Here is a 20,850-nt window from a genome sequence, read left to right on the forward strand (position 1 = left end):
GATCAGAAAACACCGAGGAAACGCCCAGCAGGGCTTCAGACACAGGAGAAGACCAATGGCATCGATAAGCCGCGTCAAGGAACGGGCAGAAGAACAATCGACCACGATGAGCGTCGACCAGCAGGCGACGATCCGGATGCTGGCCAACGACCTGCACAGGTTGAACCAGTCGGTGATGAAGGCGGTCGAGGCGGGAGTCTCGGTGGAACTCGTGCGCTCGGCCAGGCACCATGGCGGCGACGGCAATTGGGGCGATCTGCTGATCCCGGTGATCGTCACCCAGCAGAGCCATGGCTGACCGGAAATCGTTGCAACCGACCCTTCACCTGCGCAGCGTATGCGCAGGTGAATTTTATTTTTACGCAACCAATCCATGGACAGGGCAGTACAGTCCTGTTGCTTGACTTCACTGTCGGAGGAGGTGTTTCCAAAGGCCTTTTATTTCAACTTGACATGGGGTGCGATCTCACGCCAATTGTCGGCCAGATTCAACTCTGCATTGAAATGGGGGCGAGCTTCTTGGCCGATTTGGGTGCCCAGTGAGTAGCGAGGGCGAGACCGCAAAACATCCGAATCTGGTGACCCAGGATTCAAGCGCCGAGACGACCCGCAGTCCCTCGCAAGTGCTTGTTGTCGGGAAATCGCCGATCAATCGCGTGGTGGTGTCGAAGATCGTCGAGCGATCCGGGCTCAGGCCGATCTCGGAATCGCCCGATATGGCGGCGAAAACCTTGCGGACGCTGGTGCCAGGCGTGATCGTGCTGGACGGCGGCGCAGACAACAGGGACTGCGACACTCTGATGTCCGGCATCGAAACGTTGCGGCGGGCTTCGGGAAAATCGCTGCCTTCCGTGATCCTGCTTTCAACCAAGACTGGCACGCCGGAGAGCCTCGGCCTGTCGAGCGTGATTGACGTCGTGGTCGCCAAGCCGATCACGCCCGAGCGGCTGCAACCGGTGATCGATCGCCTGATCAGCCGCTAAACCACGATCAACTCGTGATGCTTTCGAGCAGTTCGGGCAATTGCCCGAGATCGGCGATCTGGCGGAATCGCGGCTCGGCGACCGGCGCCTCGACATGCTCGAGCACCCAGGTCAGTTCGTGCGGCACATGGACACCCCAGCCACCGGCCTCGATGGCCGGCACCACGTCCGACTTCAGCGAATTGCCGACCATCATGCTCTTTGCCGGACCATCACCGTGGCGGCTGAAGAGGCGCGCATAGGTCGCGGCATTCTTGTCGCTGACGATCTCGACGGCGTCGAACAGGTCGCCGAGGCCGGAGCCAGCCAGCTTGCGCTCCTGGTCGAAGAGGTCGCCCTTGGTGATCAGCACAAGGCGGTATGCGCCGGCGAGTTTCTCCACCGTCTCACGCACATGCGGCAGGACCTCGATCGGGTGGCTCAGCATCTCGCGGCCGGCATCGAGGATCTCCGCTATGACCGAAGCCGGCACACGCTCGTCTGTGACCTCAATGGCCGTTTCGATCATCGACAGCGTAAATCCCTTGATGCCGAAGCCATATACGGCAAGGTTGCGCCGTTCGGCCTCGAGCAATAGCGCCGAAATCTGTTTCTCCTCGCCATGGTCGGCAAGCATGGCGGCGAAGCGCTTCTCCGTCATGCGGAAGAACTGCTCGTTCTGCCAAAGCGTGTCGTCGGCATCGAAGCCAATGGTCGTCAGTTCGTTGTTGTTTCGCATCGATGCCTTCCAGTTTGGGAGCCGCCCGAACCTAAGCCGACCAGCGCGATTTTCAACCTCGGCGGCAAATGCCGGCAGCGGCTCCCCTTCCCTTCCATAGGGGGGCACGGCTATACTCCGAAATCCGCAACCCAATCTGGTGAATGATGCCGCCTGCAAAAAAGGAAGTCCGTCCGTCGAGCCGCGGAGGACGGGCGCGCACGCCTGCCTTCGTGAAAAACCTGCGTGGTGTGAAGAACTGGAAGGAAGTCAGCGAATGGCTGCAATGGCGCGGCATCGAGGACATCGAATGCATCACGCCTGATCAGGCTGGCGTGGCACGCGGCAAGATGATGCCGTCGAAGAAATTCACCTCCAACACCTCGCTGGCATTGCCTTCGGCCGTCTTCATGACGACGATTTCCGGCGGCTATCCCGAGGACGGCAACGGCTTCCACTATCCGGAAGACGACGGCGACCTCAAGCTGATGCCGGACCTGTCGACGCTGACGGTGGTGCCCTGGGAAGAAGACCCCACGGCCGCCGTCATCTGCGACCTCGTGCACCAGGACGGCCGCTCGGTCGAATTCACGCCGCGCAATGTGTTGAAGCGCGTGCTTGCCGCCTATGACAAGCTTGGACTGAAGCCGGTGGTGGCGCCCGAGATCGAGTTCTACCTGGTGCGCAAGAACCCGGACCCGGACTATCCGCTGACCCCGCCCGTCGGCCGCTCGGGGCGCGCAATCGGCGGCGGCGCCGGCTATTCGATCGCTGGCGTCAACGAGTTCGACGAGCTGATCGACGACATCTACCATTTCTCCGAAAGCCAGGGCCTGGAGATCGACACGCTCATCCATGAAGAGGGCGCAGGCCAGCTCGAGATCAATCTGCGCCATGGCGACCCGATCGAACTCGCCGACCAGGTGTTCATGTTCAAGCGCACCATCCGCGAGGCAGCGCTCAAGCACGAAATCTATGCTACCTTCATGGCCAAGCCGATCCAGGGCCAGCCGGGTTCGGCCATGCATATCCATCAGTCGATCATCGACAAGAAGACAGGCAGGAACATATTCTCGGCCGAGGACGGCTCGGAAACCGAGGAGTTCTTCCATTTCATCGGCGGCATGCAGAAGCATGTGCCGAACGCGCTGGTGATGTTCGCGCCCTACGTCAATTCCTACCGCCGGCTGACACAGGCGGCCTCGGCTCCGGTCAACAACAAATGGGGCTATGACAACCGCACCACGGCGTTCCGCGTGCCGCGTTCGGATCCCGCGGCGCGGCGTGTCGAAAACCGCATCCCATCCTCCGACGCCAATCCCTATCTGGCGCTGGCGGCCTCGCTTGCCTGCGGACTGATCGGCATCACCAACAAGCTCAAGGCCGAGCCTCCGGTGCTGACGACCGCCAACGCGCACGAGATCGACCTGCCGCGCAGCCTGCTCGAAGCCGTCGATCTGTTCGAGGGCGACGAGGAACTCTGCGCGCTGCTGGGCAAGTCCTTCGCCGCCACCTATGCGGCGATCAAGCGGGCGGAATTCGAGACCTTCATGGAAGTGATCAGCCCGTGGGAGCGGGAGTACCTTCTGCTCAACGTTTAGGGAAATAGGGGAGTAGGGCAGTAGGGCAGTAGGGGGTGGCTGACGATGGCGAAGATCGAATCGTACAGAGATTTGATCGTCTGGCAGCAGGCCATGGACCTAGCTGTATCAATCTACGAAGCGACACGAGCCTGGCCGAAAGCAGAGATCTATGGATTGACGGCTCAATTACGCAGAGCAGCCACTTCCGTACCTGCCAATATCGCCGAGGGTTATGGGCGAGAGAGCCGAGCCTCCTATCAACAATTTCTCAGGATCGCGCAGGGATCGCTCAAAGAGTTGGAAACCCATCTGCTGATCGCGCAACGCGTCGGAATCACATCCCATGAGGTAGCCAAACCATTGATGGCCCAGAGTGAGAGCGTGGGAACGCTCTTGCGGCTTCTGATCCGCAAATTGTCACCTGAATAGTTCTACCTACTGCCCTACTGCCCTACTGCCCTACTGCCCTACTGCCCTGTGAGCATCATGCCCTACCAATCTCCCATTTCTCCCGGCCGTTCCTGGTATGAGGATACCGCCGGCCCGCGACCCGAATATCCTGCGCTTGACGGCGACAGGACCTGTGACGTCGTCATCATCGGTGGCGGCTTCACCGGTCTGTCGGCGGCAACGCATCTGGCCAAGGCTGGAACGAACGTCGTTCTGATCGAAGCCTACCGTTTCGGCGACGGCGCTTCGGGGCGTAATGGCGGGCAGCTTGGCACCGGGCAGCGCGCCTGGGCCGAGGATATGGAAGCGGAATACGGTCTGTCCCGCGCCAAGGCACTGTTCGATCTCGCCGAGGAGGCGAAGGCGCATCTCCTTGAATTCGCCGCCATCAACCAGATCGATATCGACTACATGCCGGGTCAGCTCTCTGTGGCGCACAAGCCGCGCTATGTCGACGACTACAAAGCGCATGCCGAGATCATGGCCAGCCGTTTCTCCTATCCGCATATCTCCTTCATGGACGCGAAGGAGACGGCTGAGCGGCTGGGCTCGACCGCCTATTTCGGCGGCACGCGCGACACCGGCACCGGCCACATCCATCCCATGAAGCTGGTGATCGGCACGGCGCGGGTGGCGGCGCAGGCCGGCGCGCAGCTGTTCGAAGGGACGCCATCGACGGGCATCATTTCAGCAGGCGGCAAAGTCAAGGTCTCGACGCCAAGAGGTACGGTGACGGCCCAAAAATGCCTGATCGCGGTCAATGCCTATGGTGGTACGCTCGAACCGGTGAGTGCGGCGCACATCATGCCGATCGGGTCCTTCATCGGCGCGACGGTGCCCTTGGGGTCGGATTCGAAAGTGCTGCCCGGCGGTGAGGCCGTTGATGATTCGCGCTTCGTCGTGCGCTATTTCCGCAAGTCGAGGGACGGCCGGCTACTGTTCGGCGGACGCGAGGTCTATGGCGTCAACGACCCGAGGGACATCCACATCCATATCCGCCGCCAGATCGTGGAACTTTATCCGGCATTGAAGGATATCGAGATCACCCACGGCTGGGGCGGCTATGTCGGCATCACCGTGCCGCGGAAACCGTTCGTGCGCGAAGTGATGCCCAATGTGATCTCGGCCGGCGGCTATTCCGGCCATGGTGTCATGCTGTCGAACTTCTTCGGCAAGCTCTATGCCGAGACCGTTGCCGGCAACCGCGACCGGCTGAAGCTGATCGAGGACCTGAAAATTCCGCCATTTCCCGGCGGCCGCCGCTTCCGCGCGCCGCTGCTCTTCCTGGCGCTCAACTGGTTCGCGCTGCGGGACAGAATCTAGGCGAGACCGGATTGCCACGGTCCCACGCCATCACGACCTGATGTAATATTGTAATATTCATTGTAACATTTGTTGCCCTAGCGGCACATTGCGGAAATGCCGGCAAAGGCGCAGAATCCCCAGTAAAGGCGTACTGATGCCACAATCGCGGGCGAAAGGTTCCCGCTTCTGGGCGATTATTCGGGGATTGCTGCGGGCTTGTCCGCGTTGATTTTGGGACCGATGCCGATCAGACGCCGGACTTCCGGCAGCGATCGAAAGAACACCGGCCCGCTTATGGAGGTGGCAAGAGTGAGAGAGCCCTTCAGTTTCGGTGCGCCGGAACGTCGGCGCTTTGCCATGCAGTTTGGATACGACATGCGGCCGTCCTTCTGGCAGGAAGTCCGTTCGAACTCGCATCTGGTGATTGCAGCGGTCGGCACCGCCGCGCTGCTCGGCGTGGCCGCGGTGGCGCTCTGGCTGGCACTGCCGACGAGCGAGCGGCAGGCAGCCGCCAGCCAGGAACAAAGCATTCCGACCATTCCTGTGAAGACAATGAAGATCGTCCCTGCCGGAACCACGGTGGCCGCGGCGACGGTGCCGCAGCCGGCCCGCAAGTCCGACCAGGTTTCACCGACCGTGGCGGCAGCGAAAGCAAACATACAAGCGCTCGCGGCCAATGACCCTCGCTGGACCGGGGCGCCGCCGAAGACTGCTTCCGCGGCTCCTGATGCCGATCAAGCAGCCGCCCCCAGCCAAGTGGCCAACCAGGATGAGCCCGCGCCGGACAAACCGGCTACCACGGCGGCATTCGCACAATCGGCGACCGATACCGATGCCACCACCGAACTTGCCAAGGTTGCCGCACCGGCGCCGGCGGCAGGCAGCAATCCGGATGGCGCGCAGACCGCGGCTATCCCGGAGATGCAGCCGCAAGCACCGGAACAAAAACCCGCAAATGCACAAGACGACAATGCCAAAGCGAAGCCGCGGAAGGTAGCGGCGGCGGGCAGCGGCCGCATCCTCAGGGCTGTGACCATGCGCAGTGCGCCGAAGAAGGGGGCGACCCCCATCGGTACAGTGCCTGCCCGGACTTCAGTGCAACTGATGGGCTGCAAGCAGTGGTGCGAGATCGTCTACAACGGCAAACACGGCTGGATCTACAAGAGCTACATCAAGCCCGGCGCGTAATGGGACTGCGCGTTTGGGACCGGCTTCGCTGCCGGGGCCAGCCTATGACGAATTACCACCGAACATGCTGCGGAACCGCCGCCACATTTTGGCGCGCCTGCGTTGAACAACGTGGGCGCGATGCTGCTCGTAAGGCAATTCATACATACCGCAAGTGCGGCAGCCCTCCCGCTTGCCGCAGATAGGGATCCAGCATTTGACGTCATGCGTCCAGGCGAGCGCGATGCGCTCCAGGTGCAGATTGGATGAGCTTTTGATGAGGATCAGTTCGCCGGGCACCGCCGTCCGCTTGATATGGTCGGAGACTTCCTTCGCCGTCCGAAGCTCGACAAACTGGCCGCTGTCGCGGTCGATCTGACTGGCACGCGAGCGATGTGCATTGTCTCCGGTATAGATCACCTGATCGGCGATTTCCCGCGCGGTTTGATAGGCGTAGGCGTATTTCCTGCTCGAGCCGGTGTAGTCCGAAATCTGGCCAATTACGATGCGCTTGCGGTTGGCGGTGGCCTTGGCCATCATGTCCAGGGCAAGATTGATCGAGTGCCAGGGCGCCTTGGCGGCATCGACGATGAATTGCGGACCGCCTTCGGTGATCAGCACGGTACAGCGATTTGCGACTTGCTGGAACGTTGCCACCTGGGCGGCAACCTTGTCGGGGGGGACACCGAGTTCGAGCGCAGTCGCGACAGCGGCAACGGTCGGCAGCCAGAAATATTCGGCGGGAAAAGGCGTCTCGAGTTGCAGCAGCCCTCCCCGCCAATGGATCGAAAGGGTCAGCCGGTCCGGATAGGCGGCGTGGATGTCGGTCACACGATAGTCGGCCGTTTGCGCCGTGCCGAAGGTGACGACACGGCATCCGGTGCCTGCAGCCATGTTGGCTACATGGGGATCGTCGGCATTGAGGACCGCAAGGCCGTCCGGTCGCAACGCCGCGACCAATGCGCTTTTTTCGGCGGCGACGTTTTCCAGTGTCCTGAAACTGGCAACGTGCTCCAGACGAACCATGGTGACGACGGCCACGTGCGGCTGCAGCATTTCCGCCATTGGCCGGATCGTGTCGATGCCGTACGCCCCGGTTTCCATAACGACATAGTCGGCCCCTTCCACTTGCTTCATGCGCTTGTAGAGTGTGCTGACAACTGAATGGATGGTGTTGGCCAGAACCTGCGTGTAGACGGGTCGATGAGCGGCCAATATGTGCCCAAGCAGTGCCGTGACGGTCGATTTTCCCGAACTGCCAGTGACGCCGATGAAGGTCGCCTTGCTTTTCGCGCGGGCACGTCTCGCCCTGTAGACATTGACGCGCCACCGTAGGTCTTTGAACCCCTTACGTAATTTCGACTTCATCGCGCCACCAACCCCTCGCTCCTGGAAGAAAACCAGGCCACGCAACCTCCAGTCAAGTCGAAGCCCTAGGCATGATCAAGCCGGCGATTGCGTCTGGTTTGATGCTTCAGATGCAGCGGCCGCCGTCGACCTCCAGCGCCACGCCGGTGATGAAGGCGGCTTCATCCGATGCCAGCCAGAGTGCTGCATTGGCGATATCGAGCGGCGTCGACAATCGGCCGAGCGGGATCGAGGCGCGGAATGTCTCGCGGATCTCGGGCGTGTCGGCGCCCATGAATTTCTCCAGCATGCCGGTTTCGCCGGCGACCGGGCAGAGGCAATTGACGCGGATGTTCTTCGGCGCGAGTTCCACCGCCATCGACTTGGTGGCGGTGATCGCCCAGCCTTTCGAGGCATTGTACCAGGTGAGGCCGGGCCGCGGCCTGAGCCCTGCGGTGGACGCCGTGGTCAGGATGACGCCGCCGCCTTGCCGCTCCATGATCGGCACCACGGCAAGGGCCGCGTGATAGATCGCCTTCATGTTGACGGCTGTGATCAGGTCGAAGGTTTCCTCGTCGACATTCAGCATGTCGCCGTTGCGGTGGGTGTAGCCGGCATTGTTGACCATGATGTCGATACGGCCGAAGGCGCTTTTCGCCGCATAGACCATCTCGTCGAATTCGGAGCGCAGCGAAACATCGGTCTGGGTCCAGATCGCCGCCTCGCCGATCTCGCCGGCCACACGCTCGGCGCCCTTGGCGTTGAGATCGGCGACGACCACCCTGGCACCTTCTTCGGCGAAGCGTTTGGCCATGCCTTCGCCGAACCCGGATGCCGCGCCGGTGATGATGGCGACCTTGTTTTCCAGACGCATGCTTTTCCCGCTCATTGATGTCTTCCCGGAGCCAATGGGGTGGCTGACCGCCTCGGCCCATGCCGCGACAGACAACGCGCCATTTCTCCCTTAGCTTTCGTCACATTCACGTTCTATGCTGCAACTGCGAAAGCTTCCGGAGTCTTCGTTCACCGACAAGCCTCCGGCAAGCGCCAGTGTCAAGCGCACAGGTGGACCCAATCAATATCCAGCGATTGGTCCTCGATGTGACACCATGGCACTGGAAAATTTAAATCGATTAGAATATATCAGCCGCGTACTCGCGAGCGGCGTCAAAGCGGACAGACCATGACCAGCCAGATCATCCCCGTCGACCCTTTCGACTTCATCATTTTCGGCGGCACCGGCGACCTGTCGGAACGCAAGCTTCTGCCGTCGCTCTACTACCGCCAGCGTGATCATCAATTCTCAGAGCCGACACGCATCATCGGCACGTCGCGCTCGAAGATGAGCGACCAGGAATTCCAGGCCTTCGCCAGCCAGGCGATCTCCGACCACGTCAAGCCGGCCGATATCGACGCCAAGGAGCTGAAGACCTTCCTGGCGCGGCTTTCCTACGTCTCGGCCGATGCGACGACCGGCGCCGGCTTCGACAAACTCAAGAAGGCGATCGGCGAGAGCGAGAGCATCCGCGCCTTCTACCTGGCGGTGGCGCCGGCGCTGTTCGGCGATATCTCGCACAAGCTCAAAGAGCACAAGCTGATCACGCCGAACTCGCGCATCGTGCTGGAGAAGCCGATCGGCCGCGACCTTGCCTCGGCGCGGGCGCTCAACGATCTGGTCGGCGACGACTTCCACGAAAGCCAGATTTTCCGTATCGACCACTATCTCGGCAAGGAGACGGTGCAGAATCTGATGGCGCTGCGCTTTGCCAACGCGCTTTACGAGCCGTTGTGGAACTCCGCCCATATCGACCACGTGCAGATCACCGTCGCCGAGACCGTCGGCCTGGAAGACCGCGTCACCTATTACGACAAGGCCGGGGCGCTGCGCGACATGGTGCAGAACCACATGCTGCAGCTGCTCTGCCTCGTCGCCATGGAGGCGCCGTCGTCGATGGACGCCGACGCCGTGCGCGACGAGAAGCTGAAGGTGCTGCGGGCGCTGAAGCGCATCAACGGCAACGAAGCGCCGAAGCACACCGTGCGCGGCCAGTACCGCGCCGGGGCGTCGGCTGGCGGCCCGGTGAAGGGCTATGTCGAGGAGCTCGGCAAGGACAGCAACACCGAGACCTTTGTCGCCATCAAGGCCGAGATTGGCACCTGGCGCTGGGCGGGCGTGCCGTTCTACCTCAGGACAGGCAAGCGGCTGGCGACCCGGGTCTCGGAGATCGTCATCGAGTTCAAGCCGATCCCGCATTCGATCTTCGGCGACAGCGCCGGGCCGATCTTCGCCAACCAGCTGGTCATCCGGCTGCAGCCCGACGAAGGCGTCAAGCAGTTCATCATGATCAAGGATCCGGGCCCAGGTGGCATGCGGCTGCGCCAGATCTCGCTCGACATGAGCTTCGCGCAATCCTTCGACGGTCGCGCGCCCGACGCCTATGAACGGCTGATCATGGACGTCATCCGCGGCAACCAGACGCTGTTCATGCGCCGTGACGAGGTGGAAGCCGCGTGGAAATGGATCGACCCGATCCAGAATGCCTGGGAAGGCGCCAAGCAGGAAGCGCAGGGCTATACGGCAGGCACATGGGGGCCATCGGCCTCGATAGCGCTGATCGAACGTGACGGGCGGACATGGCACGAGAGCAACTGACCGGCGCCAGCTACAACTGGAACGCTTTCCCCGACCGGCCGCAACTGGCGGCGGCGCTGGCCGCCCGCGTCGCCGATCACCTGACCAAGGCGATCGTCGAGCGCGGCACGGCCGTGCTGGCCGTCTCCGGCGGCACGACGCCGGCAAAATTCTTCGCAGCGCTTTCGGCGACGCCGATTGCCTGGGACAGAGTGATCGTGACGCTGGTCGACGAGCGTTTCGTGCCCGCCTCCTCGCCGCGCTCCAATGCCGGGCTGGTTGCCGCCAATCTGTTGCAGAACGCGGCCAAGGCGGCGCGCTTCGTGCCGCTCTATCATGAGGCATCAGGCATCGAGGATGCAGCGGCATCCGACGATGCCGCACTGCGGGCCCTGCCCTGGCCGCTCGATGTCGTGGTGCTTGGCATGGGGCCGGACGGCCACACCGCCTCGTTCTTTCCCGATGCCGACGATCTGGCAAAACTGCTCGACCCGGCCTCGGACAGGATCATCCTGCCGGTTCATGCGGCTAGTGCGGGCGAGCCGCGGCTGACCCTGACGCTGGCGCGGATCATCGATGCGGGCTTCATCGCGCTGCACATAGAGGGCGAGGACAAGCGCACCGCCTTTGACGGTGCGGTCGCGCCCGGGCCGCGAAAGCCGATCCGTGCCGTACTCGATGCTGCCCCCAGGCCCGTAGAGGTTTTCTGGGCGCCCTGATTTTACGTTTAGTGGTCCCGGCAATGGCGGGAGGATGTTTCCGGGACCTCGCCTGAAAGGACCGATCGCCATGACCGCAAGACGCGACATCGAAGCCATCACGGAGCGCATCCGTCAACGTTCGAAGGCGGGACGTGAACGCTATCTCGGTCGTATCGCCGAGGCGTCGAACCAGACGGCCAACCGGTCGGTGCTGTCCTGCGGCAACCTCGCTCATGGTTTTGCGGTGTGCAGTCCCTCGGAAAAGCTGGCGCTCGGCGCCGACAAGGTGCCCAATCTCGGCATCATCACCTCCTACAACGACATGCTGTCGGCGCATCAGCCGTTCGAGACCTTCCCTGCCCTGATCAAGGACGCCGCGCGCGAGGCCGGCGGCATCGCCCAGGTGGCCGGTGGCGTGCCGGCAATGTGCGATGGCGTCACGCAGGGCCAGCCCGGCATGGAATTGTCGCTGTTTTCGCGCGACGTGATCGCCATGTCGGCAGCGGTCGGCCTGTCGCACAACATGTTCGACGCCGCCGTTTTTCTCGGCGTCTGCGACAAGATCGTGCCCGGGCTGGTGATCGCGGCGCTCACCTTTGGCCATCTGCCAGCGGTGTTCATTCCGGCCGGACCAATGACAACCGGCCTGCCCAATGATGAGAAAGCTAGGGTTCGCCAGCTCTATGCCGAAGGCAAGGCAGGCCGCGCCGAGTTGCTCGAGGCCGAGTCCAAGTCGTATCACGGGCCAGGAACCTGCACCTTCTACGGCACGGCCAACTCCAACCAGATGCTGATGGAAATCATGGGCCTGCATACGCCGGGCGCCTCCTTCGTCAATCCTGGCACACCGCTGCGCGAAGCCTTGACGCGCGAGGCGACGAAGCGGGCGCTGGCGATCACCGCGCTCGGCAATGCCTATACGCCGGTCGGGCGGATGATCGACGAGCGCTCATTCGTCAACGGCGTCGTCGGGCTGCATGCCACCGGCGGCTCGACCAACCACACCATCCATCTCATCGCCATGGCGGCGGCGGCGGGCATTTCATTGACCTGGCAGGATATTTCGGACCTCTCGGAAGCGGTTCCATTGCTGGCGCGCGTCTATCCCAACGGGCTTGCCGACGTGAACCATTTTCATGCCGCGGGCGGGCTCGGCTTCCTGATCCGCGAATTGCTCGACGAAGGCGTCCTGCACGAGGATGTGCAGACGGTGTGGGGCGAGGGCCTGCGGCCCTATGCGGTCGAGGCAAAGCTCGGCGCCGATGGTTCCGTGGTGCGCGAGGCCTCGCCGCAGGCAAGCGGCGACGAAAAGGTGCTGGCGCCATTCCACAAGGCCTTCCAGCCGACGGGAGGCCTGAAGGTGCTGGCGGGCAATCTCGGCCATGCCGTCATCAAGACCTCGGCCGTCAAGCCGGAACGACGCCTCATCGAGGCACCGGCCAAGGTGTTCGACAGCCAGCAGGGCCTGAACGAAGCGTTCAAGGCGGGTACGCTCACCGGCGATTTCATCGCCGTCATCCGCTTCCAGGGTCCGAAGGCCAACGGCATGCCGGAACTGCACAAGCTGACCACCGTGCTCGGCATCCTGCAGGATCGCGGCCAGCGCGTGGCCCTGGTCACCGACGGGCGTATGTCTGGCGCTTCCGGCAAGGTGCCGGCGGCGATCCATGTGACCCCGGAAGCGGTCGAGGACGGGCCGATCGCCCGGATCCATGACGGCGACATCATCCGCCTCGACGCCGATGCCGGCACGCTCGAAGTGTTGGTGCCGGGGACGGAGTTCGCGCTGCGCCGCACCGCCGAAGCCGATCTCATCGGCAACGAGTTCGGCTTTGGCCGCGAGCTTTTCGCCGGGTTCCGGCAGTTGGTTGGCCGCGCCGACCACGGCGCCAGCGCTTTCGGAACGGCTTGAGCTTTCTGATTTCCAAATAAAAAAGGGCGGCCTTGAGCCGCCCTTTTTTATCCTGCTGGATTCTACTGGACTTTAAGCTCGGTCCGCTCGCCGGCCTTCACCGTGAAGGGCGTCTCCTTGTCGGCCTTGTCGGTGGTGAAATTGGTCACAAGCGCGTAGTCGCCCGCTGCCAGCGTCGTCTGCATCTTCTCTCCATAGGCGTAGGTGACCTGCTTGCGCTCGCCCTGGAGGTTCTTCTTGGCCTCAAAGATCTTGAAGCCGTCCGCGCCTGGCGCGTCGACCGCCAGGACGCCCGCGTTCAGTATCACGCTGACATCGGTCATCTGCCCGACCGTGACACTGAAAGGCTGTTCAGTGGACACAGCCTGCACATCGACGCCCATCACATAGTCGCCCGGAGGCAGATCGAACTGGCTGTCGGGGCCGTAGGCATAGGTCACCTGATCGCGCGTGCCGTCGAGCTTCTTGGCCGCCTTGTAGACCTTCCAACCCACATCGGTTTCGGCCTTCTCTCCGCCCTGGGTGTAGAAGGCGTTGGCCTTGGCCTTGCCGACGCCGACAATCATGTCCTTGTCGACAACCTGGCCGGCGACAAGCTGCATGGTCTCGCTCACCTCGCCGGCTCCCAGCTTCACGGTGACCTTGGTCTCGCCGGCCGGAACGACGAACTTGACCTCGCCGTAGTTGCTGTCAGACGTGCCGCCGGGATAGGCGATGCTGATCTGCGCATTCCGGTCGACATCGGCGCCGGGCGCCGGCCGGGCGTGGATGGAGAGTTCCGCGGCGTTCAGGTTGAGCGCCAGTTCTGTTGCCTTGTCCGCCGTCAGCGAGACCTTCTGCTCGGCCTTGGCGCCGCCGCTGGTGGCAACGACGATGTAGTTGCCAGCGGGAACGTGGAACTTGATAGTGTTGTAGCCGTAGTTGACATTGTCTCCGCCGACACCCTTTGCATCGTCCTTGAAGACTTCATAGTAGACGTCGATCTTCGGCACCTCGCCGCCCTCTTTCAAGAACGCTTGCGGGATGAGATTGTAGTCGACCTCGGCCGCTTTCGGGGCGGGCGCGGGAGCAGGCGCCGGTTCGGGTGCTGGCGCGGGAGCCGGGGCTGGTGCCGGCGCTGCGACGGTTTCGACCAGCGCTTCCTGCAGCGCCTTCTCGTCGGAGGCCTGGATGTACTTGCCGCCCGTGTTTTCGGCAAGGCAAGCGATCTGCTTGCCTTCGTCAGCGGTCAGGCCGAAGCCGACGACGTCGGCGGTGAAGTCGACGCCGGACGCCTCGAGTTCCTTGCCAAGCGCACAGGGGTCGCCGCCGCAGGTTTCGAGCCCATCGGTGATGAGGACGACGGTCGCCTTGTCCTCGGTGTATTTCAGCGCTTCGGCCGCCTGCTTGACGGCCGCCGTCAGCGGCGTCTTGCCGAGGAATTTCAGACTGTCGGCGGCATCCGTGATGGCGCTTGCCGAGCCCGCCTGGGGCGGCACGATCAGCTGGATGTCGTCACAGCTGCCTTTTTCGCGATGACCATAGGCCATGAAGCCGATTTCGTCGTCGGCGGGCACCGATTGAAGCACGGTCCTCAGCGACTCCCGGGCGATTTCAAGCTTGGGCTTGCCGTCGATCTGCGCCCACATCGAGCCGGAAGCGTCGAGAATGATGATGACCTTGTTTGCGGCAAAGCCGAACGTCGTCATGGAAAACAGGAGGATCGCCGCAGCGACGCCCCGCGCAAATACCGCCATCGAAATCTCCTGAGTTAGCCCCCTAGTCCGCACAGGGAAGCTATTTGACGCCGCGTCAGGACACAAGCCCGGGCGCAGCCATCACGTTCAGAGGCCCTGAGCGGGAACAGAGCCTTCGTGCCGGGCAGCGGGCGTCCCGAGCCTAGACCGGAGTCCGGCTCAGTAGGTGGTGCGGCGCTCTTCCGAGGGCGGCCTGCCAAACTGCAGCCGGTAGCTCTGGGCAAAATAGGAATGCGAGGTGAAGCCGGTCGCAATCGCCACGTCGAGGATTGGCATGTTGGTCTGGCGCAGCAATTCGCGCGCCCGCTCCAGCCGCAGTCGCATGTAATAGCGGCCAGGCGTGACGTTGAGGTGGCGCAGGAACAGACGCTCCACCTGGCGCACCGAAAGGCCGGCCGATTTGGCGAGCTGCACCGCCGACAGCGGCTCGTCGAGATGGTCGGCCATCAGTTCGACGATGCGCCTCAGCTTCTCCGACTTGCCGGTCAGGTCGCGTTCCGGCCCGACGCGCTGGCGGTCGCCGGCCGAGCGGATGCGCTCGTGCTGGAACTGGTTGGCGACGCCATTGGCGAGGTTCGAGCCGAAATCGCCGCGCACGATCTCCAGCATCAGGTCGATCGAGGTGGTGCCGCCGGCGCAGGTGTAGCGCTTGCGGTCGATCTCGAAGACATTGCCGGTGCAGTTGATGTCGGGAAAGCGTTCCATGAAGCCGGCGCGGTTTTCCCAATGGATGGTGCAGCGGTAGCCGTCGAGCTGGCCGGCCTCGGCCAGCAGGTAGGACCCGACCGACAGCGCGCCGAGCGCGTTGCCGCGCCGGCCCCAGCTGCGCAGGGCAGCCAGAACCTTGCTCTTGCCGGGGAATTCCGTCGTCAGGCCAACCGAGACGAAGAGGATGTCGACCGGCGGCAGGTCGGCGACGGCATAGTCGATCTTGAGCGGCAGGCCGTTGGACGCCATCACCGGATCGCCGTCGGCCGACACCGTGGTCCAGCCATAGAAATCGCGGCCGAGCAGTCGGTTCGCCGAGCGGAAGGTGTCGATCGCGGCGGCCAGCGAGAACATGGAAAACTTGTCGACCAGCAGGAAGGCGAACTGCCGGCCACCTTGAACGGGATCACTCGTGACCGGCCGCTCCGGGGAAATGGTGGGGTTCGGCAAAACTGGCGCTTTCAGGGTCAACCCGGGCTTCAGAAGGAGGGCCGCTTCAATCCGGCCGCAAGGTAGGCGGAAGCTAACGTATTGGCCATCAGCATGGCAATGGTCATCGGCCCGACACCGCCAGGCACCGGCGTGATGGCGCCAGCGACCTTGGCCGCCTCGGCATAGGCGACATCGCCGACGAGGCGCGACTTGCCCTCGCCCTTCTCGGGTGCGGGAATGCGGTTGATGCCGACATCGATGACGGTGGCGCCGGGCTTCACCCAATCCCCCTTGATCATTTCCGGCCGGCCGACGGCGGCGACCAGGATGTCGGCCGTGCGGGCAAGCGCCGGCAGGTCCTTGGTGCGGCTGTGGGCGATGGTGACGGTGCAGTTGGCGGCAAGCAGCAGATTGGCTATCGGCTTGCCGACGATGTTGGAGCGGCCGACAACGACCACGGCGAGGCCGGACAGGTCCTTGCCGCGCACGCGCTCGATCAGAAGCATCGAGCCGGCCGGCGTGCAGGGAACGAAGGCCGTGTCGAGTTCGCCGGTGCCGAGCTTGCCGACATTGATGAAATGGAAGCCGTCGACGTCCTTCTCCGGCGCGATGGTCTGGATGATCTTGCCGGCATCGATATGGGCGGGCAGCGGCAGTTGCACCAGAATGCCGTTGATCGCCGGATCGGCGTTGAGCTCGCCGATGATCTTGAGCAGCGCCTCCTCGGAGGTCTCGGCCGGCAGCGTGTGCTGGAGCGAATGAAAGCCACATTCCTTGGCGGTGCGCGACTTGGACGCGACATAGACCTGGCTCGCGGGATCCTCGCCGACGATGACCACGGCGAGACCGGGCTTGGCCTTGCCCTTGGCGACCAGCTCGGCGGTCAGCGTCTTGACCGTCCGCACCACGTCCTCGGCAACGCTCTTTCCATCAATCACTTCGGCCATGAACCATCCTCAACACTGTTTTGCCCATCGCCGCTTTCGACAACACAACGCGGCGTCATCGGCAACATGTAGCGCGGCATTGTCACGAAAATTCCGGCACGCAATCCCGCCAAAGCGCCGTCCCATGCCGTTTACGCGAAAACCGGGATGGTTTTGTTCGGCCTCGGCAACCTAATTTGTGGCTCAGAAGTAGCGGCGGCGGGTGCGGCTTTCGGTGAGTTCGCGAACAGCCTCGCGGAATTCGCGCAGGCTGGCGCGAATTTCCTCGATCGGCGCCTGTTCGGCGCTTTCCTCGACCGGCGAAGGCTCAGCCGGTGGCTGGGCTGGATAGGCCGATGGTTGCGGCGGAGCGGGCTGCGGATATGGCACATGCCCGGCATAGGGCGCCATGCCCTGGGCATAGGGGGAACCTGCCGGCGGCTGTGGCTGCCAAGGCTGCATCTGCGGATAACCCGCCTGCTGTGCAGGAGGATAGGGCGGCGGAGCCGGATAGATGGGCGGCGGCATCAGGGGCGACCGCGACGGCGGCCCCATCGGCTGGGAATAAGTGGCATCGAAGCCTGGCTGGAAAGGCGGCCGTGCATAGTCCGACACCCGAGGCATGAAGGCGGAATCCGGGTTCGGGACGCCGGAGGGCATGGCAGCATCCGCCGGCCGCGTGTTTCCACCAAAGGCGGCGAACTCGCTGTCGTCGTCCGCCTCTGTGGACGGCTTGCGGGATACGGCGTTGCGCAGCTTCGCCATGAGCGCGGCGATACGCCCAGGCCGTTCGACGGGAGCGGCTTCGGCCTGTGCCAAGGGCGGTGGTGATGCAGGCGGCGATGCAGGTGGTGGCGGCGCCGGGGGCATCGGCGCTGCCGGCATTGGCGGCGCGGGCGACGGTGCTGCCCGGAATGCCTGCTCCTCGAGAGGCGCCTTGCGCTCACGGCGCGAGCGCGAGTTCGCGGTCTCGCGCAGGCTCTCATAGGCTCCACGCATGGCGCCAAGGCCGACACCAGAGGCAAAGCCGAGCAGCAGGCCGGCAAGTGCCATCAAGGCGCGCGACGGCCCCTTCGCCTCGAGCGGCGCAAACGCCTTGGAGATCACGTTCATATTGGCGGTGTTGATGTCTTTCTGCTCGCCGGTCTCCTTGGCGCGCAGCAGATATTGTTCGTAGACGGAGCGCTTGGCAGAGGCCTCACGCTCCAGTTCGCGCATCGACACCAGATCGTTGTTGACGTCGCCGCTGCGGACCTTGAGCTGGGCAAGGCGGGAGGAGAGATCCTGTTCGAGCTGGACGGCGCGTTTCAGGTCGACCTGCAGCGAGGAGGCGATGCGGCGCAATTCTCCAGCGATGCGGTCGCGCGCGCCGGCGATCTGTGCGTTGAGCGCCTGGAGTTCGGGATGGCGCGGGCCAAGCCGGATGGCGGCACGGTCCGCCTCCTGCTTGAGCGTCGCGTATTGCGAGCGCAGATCGCTCATCGTGTTGGAGTTGATCTCTTCCGGCAAGGTGCCGGAGAGAACCGAATTGACGTCGATCGAGCGCGCTGATGCCGCCCTTGCATTGAGTTCCAGTGTGCGGGCGCGGGCAACCGAGAGCTGCTCGTTGAGCTTCAGCATCTCATCGTCGCTGATCAAATGGCCCTGTGCATCGACAAGATCGTGCGAGGCTCTGAACTCCTCGACCTTGCGCTCGGCCACCTCGACGCCTTTGCGCAGTTCATCGAGCCTTGCCGTCAATTCATCGGTGGCGCGGCCGGCGGTGTCCGACTGAATCTGACCAAAGGTCTGCAGGAACACGTCCGTCATCGTGTTGGCGATGAGGGCCGATTTCTCGCCATTCTGCGTGATCGCACTGACGGTGATGACGAAAGTCTTGCCGCCGCGCTCGACCGAGAGGCTTTCGGCCAGGTTGCCGACGGCAAGCGCGCGGCGGCGAACCTCGTCGGCACCGCTCGGGCTATCCTGGTGCGGAAGAATCGAGCGAATGAGAGACCTGATGCCAAGGCCGCCGGCACCCTGGCCATTGAACTCCGGATCATTGCTCAGGTTGAGCTTGTCGACGACCTTGTTCAAAACCGTGCCCGATGTCAGCACCCTGACCTGGTTTTCGACGATGGCAAGCGTGGCGTCGGAGGCGACGACATTCTGGGTGAGGTCGCGGTCGGTGAGCTTGAGGTCGCGCGGATCGACGATCAGTTCGGCGGTGGCTTCATATTTTTTCGGCGTCGACAGCGCGATCGCTATGCCGAGCCCGGCACCGATCAAGGTGGTCGTGATGATCAGCAGCTTCGACCTGGCAATGCCGCGCACCACCTGCATCGGATCGATCAGCGGCTTCCACTGCTGATCGTCCCTGTGATCGCCAAAGGGCGCATTCGCTTCGCCCTCATAGCGGGGTCCAGAGGTCTCATGAGACCGAGCGCTGCCGGACGGTTCTTCAGCGGCCGAGCGTGCGTACGGCGTGGCCGGCGGCAGATCGCTGGTGCCGATGTCGTCCTGCGAGCGCCAAGCGTCATCCTGTGTAGCCGCTTGCGGCTGCTCATCCGACTGGAACCGCTCTGTTCCGGCGGCAGCGGATGGCGTTGGGTTCGCCCGCGCCTCACGCCGTGAACGGGCAAGGCGATGGCGCGTGGCGGCATCCTCGCGCCAGGCCGAATCTGCCCGGTCCCCTATCGAGACCAGGGACGCGTCATCCTCACCGCGCATGGCCTGGCCGAGCGCCAGCAATGAACGCTCGCGCCTCCAGTCTTCACGGTTTTCCCTGTCGACCATTGTCTTGGAGCTTCACTCTTTGGCCGCTTGGCAGCGGCGGTCGGCCAATCGTTAAGTCACGCTAAACAAGCATAGGAAACAAAAGGTTAATTTCGGCAGGCCGGCGGGTAAGCTTTTCATAACCTCACGGGCGGGAATTTCAGCGCATCCGGACCTCAAAACGGCACGTTAAGCTTTGCCGCCTATGGCTTGCCCAGCAATGACCGAGGCTCGCGGCATACCGCAAAGGCGGACTTTCGCCCGGATCGGCACTTTCGTGGCCGAACGACGGGGGCTGGTGCGCGACTATTTTTCGGCGATCAGCGGCGCCGGCGGGCGACTGGTGTTTTCGCTGGCCTATTTCATCGCGCTCGCCAACACACTGTCCATCTCCGAATTCGGCATGTTCGCCACCGCGTCGGCGGCCGGTGTGATGCTGTCGCGGATCCTGGCCTTCGGTTTCATCTCGGCGCTCTATCGCACCGCCACCATCCGCCCCAATCTGATCGGCACCTTCACAGCCGGCTTCCTGCTGCTCGGCATCGTCTCGCTGCCGTTGCTGGCCGCGGCCTCGTTCGGCGTCTACCTGATCTTCTTCGCCGGCACGGTGCCGCTGTCGGTGTTTTCGGCGATCGTGTTTGCCGAAGCGCTGTTGTGGCGGCCGGTGGAGGTGGCGCTGATCGTCAACAACGGGTTGGGCAAATTCGGCCGCGCCGCCGTGCTGGCGATCCTGGCCACGGCGCTGCGGGCGCTGGGCGCGGTGCTGTTCATGCTCTCGGCCCAGCACAGCATCTGGATCTGGTCATGGTTCTATATCGGCGCCAATGCCGCCTCGCTGGTTCTGGCTTTCGGCTGGTTCTATCCGCGCCAAAGACTGCGGCTGCGCATCGAGCTTTATCTCAGGCGACTGGCGGATTCCCTCTACGTGGCCGGCGCCGAAATCCTGTTCTACCTGCAATCGGAATTCGACAAGCTGCTGGTGCTGGCGATCGGCGGTCCGCATCTGGCCGGTATCTATGCCATCATCATGCGGCTGGTCGACCTGACCGCGATCCCGATCCGCACCTTCTCGATGATGCTGGTGCAACGCATGATGCGCGCGCCGGACCTGTTGTCGCGGCTGACGGTCAAAAGCGGCATCGAGGGTGGCGTCTTCCTGGTTTCGACGCTGGCGCTGCTGGCGCTTGGCATCGTGCTGCATTTCTTCCCCAACGCGCTCGGCAGGAATGTCTCCGAGGCTGCACCGCTGGTGGCGCTGGCGATCTGCGTTCCGGGATTGCGCAATCTGGTCGAGTACCAGGCCGAGTTGCTGTTCGCGCGCGGGCAGACGCTGGTACGCGCGATCAACCTCGGCTTGCTCGCCGGACTGAAGGGGCTGTTGCTGACTTATGTGCTGACGACCATCACTGACACGCCGACGTTGGTGCTCTCGCTCAACGTCGTTTTCCTGCTGCTCTATCTTGCCTCGATGCTGCTGACCTATTCGGCGCTGCGCAGGCCGGCCAAGCCGATCTAAG

General features: G+C 63.3%; 17 protein-coding genes. 10 read left to right on the forward strand and 7 right to left on the reverse strand.

What is annotated here, in order from left to right:
* Positions 1 to 55 precede the first annotated feature (55 nt).
* Together AC0V7N_RS34360 and AC0V7N_RS34365 are read left to right on the forward strand one after the other, a co-directional pair.
* A complete protein-coding gene (locus AC0V7N_RS34360; RefSeq protein WP_006202762.1) occupies positions 56 to 298 on the forward strand; it encodes an SMc00767 family acetate metabolism repressor in 243 nt (80 codons plus the stop codon).
* A gap of 280 nt (positions 299 to 578) precedes the next feature.
* A complete protein-coding gene (locus AC0V7N_RS34365; RefSeq protein WP_475453224.1) occupies positions 579 to 983 on the forward strand; it encodes a response regulator in 405 nt (134 codons plus the stop codon).
* A 7-nt stretch (positions 984 to 990) separates the two neighbouring features.
* Here the strand turns inward: AC0V7N_RS34365 and AC0V7N_RS34370 are convergent, their stop codons facing one another.
* The gene (locus AC0V7N_RS34370) at positions 991 to 1,701 is read right to left on the reverse strand and encodes an HAD family hydrolase (RefSeq protein ID WP_475453226.1); all 711 of its coding nucleotides are present in this window, start codon (positions 1,699 to 1,701) and stop codon (positions 991 to 993) included.
* 143 nt (positions 1,702 to 1,844) lie between these two features.
* On the opposite strand from AC0V7N_RS34370, the gene AC0V7N_RS34375 reads away from it, so the two are divergent.
* The 4 genes from AC0V7N_RS34375 (at position 1,845) to AC0V7N_RS34390 (ending at position 6,206) form a co-directional block, all read left to right on the forward strand.
* Positions 1,845 to 3,281 (forward strand): glutamine synthetase family protein, encoded by a 1,437-nt coding sequence (locus AC0V7N_RS34375; protein ID WP_475453228.1) that lies wholly within the window; start codon positions 1,845 to 1,847, stop codon positions 3,279 to 3,281.
* Between the two features lie 45 nt (positions 3,282 to 3,326).
* Positions 3,327 to 3,692: a four helix bundle protein gene (locus AC0V7N_RS34380; RefSeq protein WP_475453230.1), complete on the forward strand. Its 366-nt coding sequence runs from the start codon at positions 3,327 to 3,329 to the stop codon at positions 3,690 to 3,692.
* Positions 3,693 to 3,749: 57 nt separating this feature from the next.
* Positions 3,750 to 5,036 (forward strand): NAD(P)/FAD-dependent oxidoreductase, encoded by a 1,287-nt coding sequence (locus AC0V7N_RS34385; protein WP_475453232.1) that lies wholly within the window; start codon positions 3,750 to 3,752, stop codon positions 5,034 to 5,036.
* Between the two features lie 291 nt (positions 5,037 to 5,327).
* A complete protein-coding gene (locus AC0V7N_RS34390; RefSeq protein ID WP_475453234.1) occupies positions 5,328 to 6,206 on the forward strand; it encodes an SH3 domain-containing protein in 879 nt (292 codons plus the stop codon).
* A gap of 42 nt (positions 6,207 to 6,248) precedes the next feature.
* Here the strand turns inward: AC0V7N_RS34390 and AC0V7N_RS34395 are convergent, their stop codons facing one another.
* Positions 6,249 to 7,553: a Mur ligase family protein gene (locus tag AC0V7N_RS34395; RefSeq protein WP_475453236.1), complete on the reverse strand. Its 1,305-nt coding sequence runs from the start codon at positions 7,551 to 7,553 to the stop codon at positions 6,249 to 6,251.
* Positions 7,554 to 7,659: 106 nt separating this feature from the next.
* Positions 7,660 to 8,406, reverse strand: a complete 747-nt coding sequence (locus AC0V7N_RS34400; RefSeq protein ID WP_475460660.1) for an SDR family oxidoreductase — start codon at positions 8,404 to 8,406, stop codon at positions 7,660 to 7,662.
* 309 nt (positions 8,407 to 8,715) lie between these two features.
* On the opposite strand from AC0V7N_RS34400, the gene zwf reads away from it, so the two are divergent.
* The 3 genes from zwf (at position 8,716) to edd (ending at position 12,777) form a co-directional block, all read left to right on the forward strand.
* Positions 8,716 to 10,185: a glucose-6-phosphate dehydrogenase gene (gene zwf, locus AC0V7N_RS34405; RefSeq protein ID WP_027045183.1), complete on the forward strand. Its 1,470-nt coding sequence runs from the start codon at positions 8,716 to 8,718 to the stop codon at positions 10,183 to 10,185.
* Positions 10,167 to 10,883, forward strand: a complete 717-nt coding sequence (gene pgl, locus AC0V7N_RS34410) for a 6-phosphogluconolactonase (protein WP_475453238.1) — start codon at positions 10,167 to 10,169, stop codon at positions 10,881 to 10,883. The genes zwf and pgl overlap by 19 nt, the downstream gene beginning before the upstream one ends.
* 70 nt (positions 10,884 to 10,953) lie before the next feature.
* Positions 10,954 to 12,777, forward strand: a complete 1,824-nt coding sequence (edd, locus tag AC0V7N_RS34415) for a phosphogluconate dehydratase (RefSeq protein ID WP_475453240.1) — start codon at positions 10,954 to 10,956, stop codon at positions 12,775 to 12,777.
* 62 nt (positions 12,778 to 12,839) lie between these two features.
* Here edd and AC0V7N_RS34420 read toward each other — a convergent pair whose 3' ends face one another.
* The 4 genes from AC0V7N_RS34420 to AC0V7N_RS34435 all read right to left on the reverse strand — a co-directional run bounded on the left by AC0V7N_RS34420 (position 12,840) and on the right by AC0V7N_RS34435 (position 19,354).
* Positions 12,840 to 14,513 carry a vWA domain-containing protein gene (locus AC0V7N_RS34420; protein ID WP_475453242.1) on the reverse strand — a complete coding sequence of 558 codons (1,674 nt, stop codon included), beginning with the start codon at positions 14,511 to 14,513 and terminating at the stop codon, positions 12,840 to 12,842.
* A gap of 159 nt (positions 14,514 to 14,672) precedes the next feature.
* Complete coding sequence (locus AC0V7N_RS34425) at positions 14,673 to 15,692, reverse strand: GlxA family transcriptional regulator (protein WP_027045179.1); 1,020 nt, start codon at positions 15,690 to 15,692, stop codon at positions 14,673 to 14,675.
* An 8-nt stretch (positions 15,693 to 15,700) separates the two neighbouring features.
* Entirely contained in the window at positions 15,701 to 16,600 is a 900-nt protein-coding gene (folD, locus tag AC0V7N_RS34430; RefSeq protein WP_475453244.1) for a bifunctional methylenetetrahydrofolate dehydrogenase/methenyltetrahydrofolate cyclohydrolase FolD, read from the reverse strand.
* Positions 16,601 to 16,783: 183 nt separating this feature from the next.
* Positions 16,784 to 19,354, reverse strand: coding sequence for a GumC family protein (locus tag AC0V7N_RS34435; protein ID WP_475453246.1), 2,571 nt, complete (start codon positions 19,352 to 19,354; stop codon positions 16,784 to 16,786).
* Between the two features lie 199 nt (positions 19,355 to 19,553).
* Between AC0V7N_RS34435 and AC0V7N_RS34440 the strand changes: the two genes are divergently transcribed.
* Positions 19,554 to 20,849, forward strand: coding sequence for a lipopolysaccharide biosynthesis protein (locus tag AC0V7N_RS34440; protein WP_475453248.1), 1,296 nt, complete (start codon positions 19,554 to 19,556; stop codon positions 20,847 to 20,849).
* Position 20,850 lies beyond the last annotated feature (1 nt).

This window comes from Mesorhizobium kamtschaticum (genome assembly GCF_056174585.1).

Coding starts and splice junctions, on each gene's coding strand:
- AC0V7N_RS34435 (WP_475453246.1), bottom strand. CDS start 19,354: ATGGTCGACAGGGAAAACCGTGAAGACTGGAGGCGCGAGCGTTCATTG.
- AC0V7N_RS34400 (WP_475460660.1), bottom strand. CDS start 8,406: ATGCGTCTGGAAAACAAGGTCGCCATCATCACCGGCGCGGCATCCGGG.
- AC0V7N_RS34440 (WP_475453248.1), top strand. CDS start 19,554: ATGACCGAGGCTCGCGGCATACCGCAAAGGCGGACTTTCGCCCGGATC.
- AC0V7N_RS34385 (WP_475453232.1), top strand. CDS start 3,750: ATGCCCTACCAATCTCCCATTTCTCCCGGCCGTTCCTGGTATGAGGAT.
- AC0V7N_RS34360 (WP_006202762.1), top strand. CDS start 56: ATGGCATCGATAAGCCGCGTCAAGGAACGGGCAGAAGAACAATCGACC.
- AC0V7N_RS34370 (WP_475453226.1), bottom strand. CDS start 1,701: ATGCGAAACAACAACGAACTGACGACCATTGGCTTCGATGCCGACGAC.
- folD (WP_475453244.1), bottom strand. CDS start 16,600: ATGGCCGAAGTGATTGATGGAAAGAGCGTTGCCGAGGACGTGGTGCGG.
- pgl (WP_475453238.1), top strand. CDS start 10,167: ATGGCACGAGAGCAACTGACCGGCGCCAGCTACAACTGGAACGCTTTC.
- edd (WP_475453240.1), top strand. CDS start 10,954: ATGACCGCAAGACGCGACATCGAAGCCATCACGGAGCGCATCCGTCAA.
- AC0V7N_RS34395 (WP_475453236.1), bottom strand. CDS start 7,553: ATGAAGTCGAAATTACGTAAGGGGTTCAAAGACCTACGGTGGCGCGTC.
- AC0V7N_RS34375 (WP_475453228.1), top strand. CDS start 1,845: ATGATGCCGCCTGCAAAAAAGGAAGTCCGTCCGTCGAGCCGCGGAGGA.
- AC0V7N_RS34380 (WP_475453230.1), top strand. CDS start 3,327: ATGGCGAAGATCGAATCGTACAGAGATTTGATCGTCTGGCAGCAGGCC.
- AC0V7N_RS34420 (WP_475453242.1), bottom strand. CDS start 14,513: ATGGCGGTATTTGCGCGGGGCGTCGCTGCGGCGATCCTCCTGTTTTCC.
- zwf (WP_027045183.1), top strand. CDS start 8,716: ATGACCAGCCAGATCATCCCCGTCGACCCTTTCGACTTCATCATTTTC.